Here is a 5,472-nt window from a genome sequence, read left to right on the forward strand (position 1 = left end):
CGGGTGCATGAATTCGTTGATCGCCAGCAGTTGATTGGACTGCACGCGTACCTCGCCGCGCACGCGCTCGAATCGCGAGTTGCGTGTCTTGAGGTCCGCGACCCGGATCGTGTCCTCGTAGGACATCCAGAGTGCCAGGTAGCGCGCCGTTTCGCGCACGAGACTGACGTCGGGCTTGGTCAGCCCACGGCAAACCGCCGCAAGACGGTCGAGATAGAGTCCGGCGTACGCCAGGTCCTGATAGTCGATCATCCGGCGCACACCCTCGATCACCACATACCGCACCTCGACCGCAAACTCGGCGCGCACACGCTCAAGGAGCTTTGCCACTTTCGCGTCGCGTGGTGCAGCATCGATCGGGACAGCAGCCGCGTCGTCTGCCGCCGTATCGATTTCCGCGGTACGGGCGTATGCGACGTCGAACGCACGCAGGCTCGGTTTGACCCCGACACCGCCTCGTTTGACGGTCTGCTCGAACTGCGCACGGCTGAACGGCAGCACACCGGTACCGGCTAGCGCACCGAACAGCACTGCGCTGATCACGCTGCCCGACGCTTCGGCCGCCGTCGCCATATCGAAGCGCACGAAGCGCTTTGCCGCCTTGTCCGCATGCGAGATTAGCGTGTCGCTGTCGACCCGGCCGTCGCCCATCGCCATTTTTTCGGCGATCGAGTAGACGCGATGGGTGGAAGCCACGAGCGTCGTGCGCTCAGGCGTGACGAGACCGCGCTGCACCGCGCGGCCGGCTTCCATCAGTTCGGAAGCGAGCACCACGTCTACATCGCCCGGTAGCGGCATCAGCGCGAGCACGGGCTCGCGTCCTGCACGCTCGGCCAACTCGTGCGGGAACAGCTCGACGTAGTAAATGGTTGCGCCGGTACGCTGCGCGACGCCAGGCACCGAAGTCGTCTGCGCGTAATAGCCGTTATGTTCGCCGAGGCTGACGATCCAGTCGGCGAGCACGCCGCCGCCCTCTCCGCCCATGGCGAGAATGGCAATCTTGATCGGTTGGGCTTTCATGGTCGGAATCTCACTCATCAGAACGCGTAGCGGGCACGGCGCTCGGCATCGCGCCGCTGCAGCCAGCCGATCAGACCCACACGCACGCGCTGACGCAGACGGTCGATACGGGTTGGGTTGGTGACGATCTGCGCGCGATAAAAAGAGGGGCACAGCACCGCAGCGTGCGACACTTCCCCGCACAGGCCGCAGCCGACGCAGCTCTCGAGCACGGTTGCCACCGGATCGGTGCGCAACGGGTCCGGGTTCGGCTTAACCGACAGCGACGGGCAACCCGACAGGCGGATGCACGAGTGGTCGCCGGTGCAGGTGTCGGAGTCAATCCCGAAGCGCTCGCGCACGACCCGCTCGCCGGCGGCAATCGCCTTGCGCACCTTCGGCTTTTCCCGACGTTGCAAGTTGAGCATGCATTCGCTCTGGGCGATCAGCACCTTCGGGCCCTTGACGCCGGTGGTAAGCGCGTCCTTGAGCGTCGACATCATCGTTTTCAGGTCATACGTATGGCGAACCGTTCGGACCCAGTCGACTCCGACACCGCGCACCGCCCGCTCGATCTCGTGACCTGTGCTGCGGGTCGGATTGAGGGCGGTAGACGACAGGATATCCTGCCCTCCGGTAGCCGACGTATAGCTGTTGTCGACAACGATCGTGAGGTTGTCGCTCTTGTTGAACACCGCGTTGGCGATCCCGCTCGTCAAGCCGTTGTGCCAGAAGCCGCCGTCGCCCATCACCGAGATCGCGCGCTTGCCTGCCGGCGCGTTGAGCGCGGCCGCGCTGGCGCCGCCGAGTCCGTATCCCATTGTGGTGCTGCCCAGATTGAACGGCGGCAGTATCGAGAACAGGTGGCAGCCGATATCGGCGCTCACATGGTGGGTTCCCAGTTCGCGTTCGACCAGCTTCATCGCGGTGAAGATTGGGCGTTCCGGACAGCCGGTACAAAAGCCAGGTGGCCGCGCGTGCACGTTTTCGTCCAGTGGCTTGCCGGCATCTGTAGAGGACACCGACACGAGCGGAATGACCTTGCGCACGGCTGCCGGAGCCGCCTCCGGCTCAAGCATTCCGTAGCGCTCGAAGAAGGCTCTCAGGCCCTTCAGCACTGTCGCGGTGTTGTACTCGCCGGCGAGCGGCAACATGTCCTTGCCATGCAGAGCCGCGCCCAAATTGGCCTGCCGCAGGATCGTGTTGGCGTTCTGTTCGACGAAGTTCGGTTGGCCTTCTTCGATCACCAATACAGCGCGCTTGCCTTCGCAGAAGCGGCGCCACTCCGAGTCGATCAGCGGATAGGCAACGTTCATCACGTAAAGCGGCACTTTGGACTCGCCGTACACATCGGCAAGGCCAAGACGCTCGAGTGCCCGCAGCACGGTGTTGTAGCTGCCGCCCTGTACCGCGATGCCGATATCGCCATCGGCGGCCTGGAAGAATTCGTTAAGCTGACGTTCCTCGATGAACTTCACCGCAGCGGGCCAACGGTGGTTGATCTTCTCCTGCTCGTGCAGGAAGCTCGCCGGTGGCAGCACAATACGGCTCACGTCGCGGTTCGGGTTTTCGAGCGCATCCTTGATCGAAAATGCCGAGCGGCGATTGTCCGACGCGACAAATTGTCCGTGCACATGACAAGCGCGAATGCGCAACTGCAGCATCACCGGTGTGTTACTGGCCTCGGACAGATCGAACCCATCCTTGACCGCCTGCACAATGCAAGGCAAGTTCGGACGCGGGTCCAACAGCCAGATCTGCGACTTCATCGCAAACGCGTGACTGCGCTCCTGCATGATAGAAGAGCCCTCGCCGTAGTCTTCGCCGACGATGATCAATGCGCCCCCGGTCACCCCGCCCGAAGCCAGGTTGGCGAGCGCATCGGAAGCGACGTTGGTGCCGACGGTCGCCTTGAATGTCACCGCGCCGCGCAATGGATAGTTAACCGAAGCGGATAGCGATGCCGCCGCGGTTGCTTCGCTCGCGCTGTTTTCAAAACGGATGCCGTGATCGCTCAGGATGTCCTGGGCGTCCGCCAGCACATCCATCAAGTGCGAGATAGGCGCGCCCTGGTAGCCCGCTACATAGGCTACGCCCGACTCCAGCAGCGCTTTGGTCACCGCGAGAATTCCCTCGCCGCTGAAAATCTCGCCTGCACCCAGGCGCAATTTCTTCACTTCTTCGACAAATGACCGCTCAGCCATGGCGCTCCTTGTTCGTGATCCGATTGCATATGACATGCGTGGTGCCATGCCGAGTCGAAATTATAGTTGATATTGGAATATTTCCACAATCATATATACTCTCGTGACCCTGCCCTCTTGGCCTTTGAGATCAGGTCATCCATGCGCGCACGTTTCGTGTCAGTCCTGGGCGAGGCGAGCAAGCGCGGCGGGTTGCCAGAGCACAAGCGCCCGGCCTTACTGGGACATGAGCCTGGCGCCAAGCCCCTGCTCCAACGACGCCAGCGCGCCCGTGACGCCGGTCTTGACGATATCAATATCGTTGGCGATCACCGCCATGTCATAACCACGTGCCAATTCTTTCAACGCCTCGGACGCGCCCGGTGTGAAGATTCCGCACGGCAATCCGTGCCGGGTCGCCGCGTCACGCACGCGAGCACAGTCGTTCGCGATGCCATCCCGACTGATTGCGCCACGCGAAAGTGCGAGGTCGCCGGTCCCGATGAACACATAATCGATGCCGCCTACTGCGGCGATGGCTTCGGCATCTTGCACGCCTTCGATCGTTTCGATCATCACGCCGACCGTGACCTCGCGGTTCGCGTTAGCCAGCCCCTCGACGCCACGCAACAACGGCCGCACTCCGCCAGCCGAGCGGATTCCTTGCGGTGGATAGCGACCGAACGAAACCGCGCGTCTAGCGGCATCGGCTGATTCGATTAAAGGAATCAGCACCGAATTGGCGCCCGCGTCCAGAGCCAGCGAGATCGCGCTAGCGGTGTTGTCGGCACAACGCACGATGATTTGGGTCGAAGCGCGTGCCACACCGATCGCGGCTTCGAGTGAATTGCGGTCCCACAGTCCGTGCTGCATATCGAGAACGATCGCCGCCGGCTTGAAGTGCGCAGCGATCTCGACCACGGCGACGCTACCGAGCGTCAGCCAGATCACTCCGACGGGCTGACGTTCGCTCAACATTGATTGAAGGGTTGGACTAACCACAGAAACTCCTGCGACAAATGGTGGGGCGGCGGCGCTGCCAACATGGGTGACACTAATACGCTACGGGTTAGGTGCGCACCTGGTCGGTGGCGTTTAACAACGCGAAATACTGTTGCTCTGCATTGTGAATGAATTCAAGCATCGCAGTCTTGATTAGCCCGGGGTCGCGCTCGACGAAACCTTTGAGTAACTCGCGCATGCCGTCCAGGGCAATTTTTTGCGTATTGCGATTGTTCAGTGTACCGAGCCGCACCTGCTGTGCATGGTCGACGAACCGCGCGATAGTTGCCTTAAGTCGTTGGTTCTGTACCGCGCTGAGCCACACGTCCCTGAACTCGATGTTGGCGTCAATCATGACCGCAGGTGCGCGTTTTTCGAAACCCCGACGCATCTTCGTGTAGGCAGCCTGCAACGCGGCTTCATTGGCGTCGGTGAGGACCGCCGCCGCGCTGGCAGCTGCGGCGGGCTCCAGAAGACGGCGCACTTCAAACAGCTCGTGGATGTCGTCACTGGTAAGCGTTGGGACAACGAAGCCGCGCGTGGTGCCAACCAGATAACCATCGTTCACCAGACGCAACAGGGCTTGCCGGACTGGCATACGGGTACAGTCAAACTCCTTGGCAACTTCGTAGTCGAGTACCCGATCATCAGCGCCAACTTCTCCGCGCTGCAGACGTGCGCGAATCTCGTGGTAGATGGCGTCGCTGAGTGTTGTCGCTTTGAGCGCGGTGCGTCGCGGCAATTTAACAACAGTTGAATCATGAATTACCATGTGCCGCTGCCCCAGAAAGAATTCTGAATTCAGAGTAATTTCTAATATGGATGCCGTCAAGCGATCCGAAAGAAACGTGAACCCTGGCTGGCAGATCGGGGGCGCAGTGCCAAAACAAAACATGCAACGTGCCCTTTCGTAGAACCGTGCACCGGGGCACGTTGGATCGCAACGCGGCCCGGACGATCGAAACATTCAGAACGAGTGGTGCAGTCCGAGCCCGGCTTCGAATTGATTGTTCGCACCCGGGAGTTCGACCAGCGCGGCCTGGCCTTGTACCTTGTTGTAGTCGGCCGTCGCGTACACGTACGTCCTCTTGGACAGCAGGTACTGCGCAAAGAACGCTACCGACTGGCGATGACCATCGTCGCCAACAGTGGAATAAGCGTCTCTCATCGCGTCGTAGTAGTACGCGGCCGTGAGGTAAATGTCCGGCTTTACCTGCCAGATTGCGCCGGTGAAAAAGCCGGTGTCCTTGCGCCGGACGTCCGCGGTTCCCACGGTCACAGGTTGTAC

The 5,472-nt window shown here is 61.2% G+C and carries 5 protein-coding genes; all 5 read right to left on the reverse strand.

The features are described from left to right. A partial coding sequence (locus WCA53_RS13590) for an indolepyruvate oxidoreductase subunit beta family protein (protein WP_423910917.1) occupies window positions 1–1,020 on the reverse strand: 1,020 nt, incomplete at its 3' end. A 17-nt stretch (window positions 1,021–1,037) separates the two neighbouring features. Beyond that, window positions 1,038–3,203: a thiamine pyrophosphate-dependent enzyme gene (locus WCA53_RS13595; RefSeq protein WP_423910902.1), complete on the reverse strand. Its 2,166-nt coding sequence runs from the start codon at window positions 3,201–3,203 to the stop codon at window positions 1,038–1,040. 216 nt (window positions 3,204–3,419) lie between these two features. Continuing rightward, complete coding sequence (locus WCA53_RS13600) at window positions 3,420–4,184, reverse strand: HpcH/HpaI aldolase family protein (RefSeq protein ID WP_423910907.1); 765 nt, start codon at window positions 4,182–4,184, stop codon at window positions 3,420–3,422. Between the two features lie 67 nt (window positions 4,185–4,251). Then, on the reverse strand, window positions 4,252–5,016 hold the full coding sequence (locus WCA53_RS13605) for a GntR family transcriptional regulator (RefSeq protein ID WP_423910911.1): 765 nt from the start codon (window positions 5,014–5,016) through the stop codon (window positions 4,252–4,254). A gap of 135 nt (window positions 5,017–5,151) precedes the next feature. Next, a partial coding sequence (locus tag WCA53_RS13610; RefSeq protein ID WP_423910914.1) for a porin occupies window positions 5,152–5,472 on the reverse strand: 321 nt, incomplete at its 5' end.

Origin of the sequence: Caballeronia sp., assembly GCF_049581465.1 — a bacterium.
Taxonomy (GTDB): domain Bacteria; phylum Pseudomonadota; class Gammaproteobacteria; order Burkholderiales; family Burkholderiaceae; genus Caballeronia.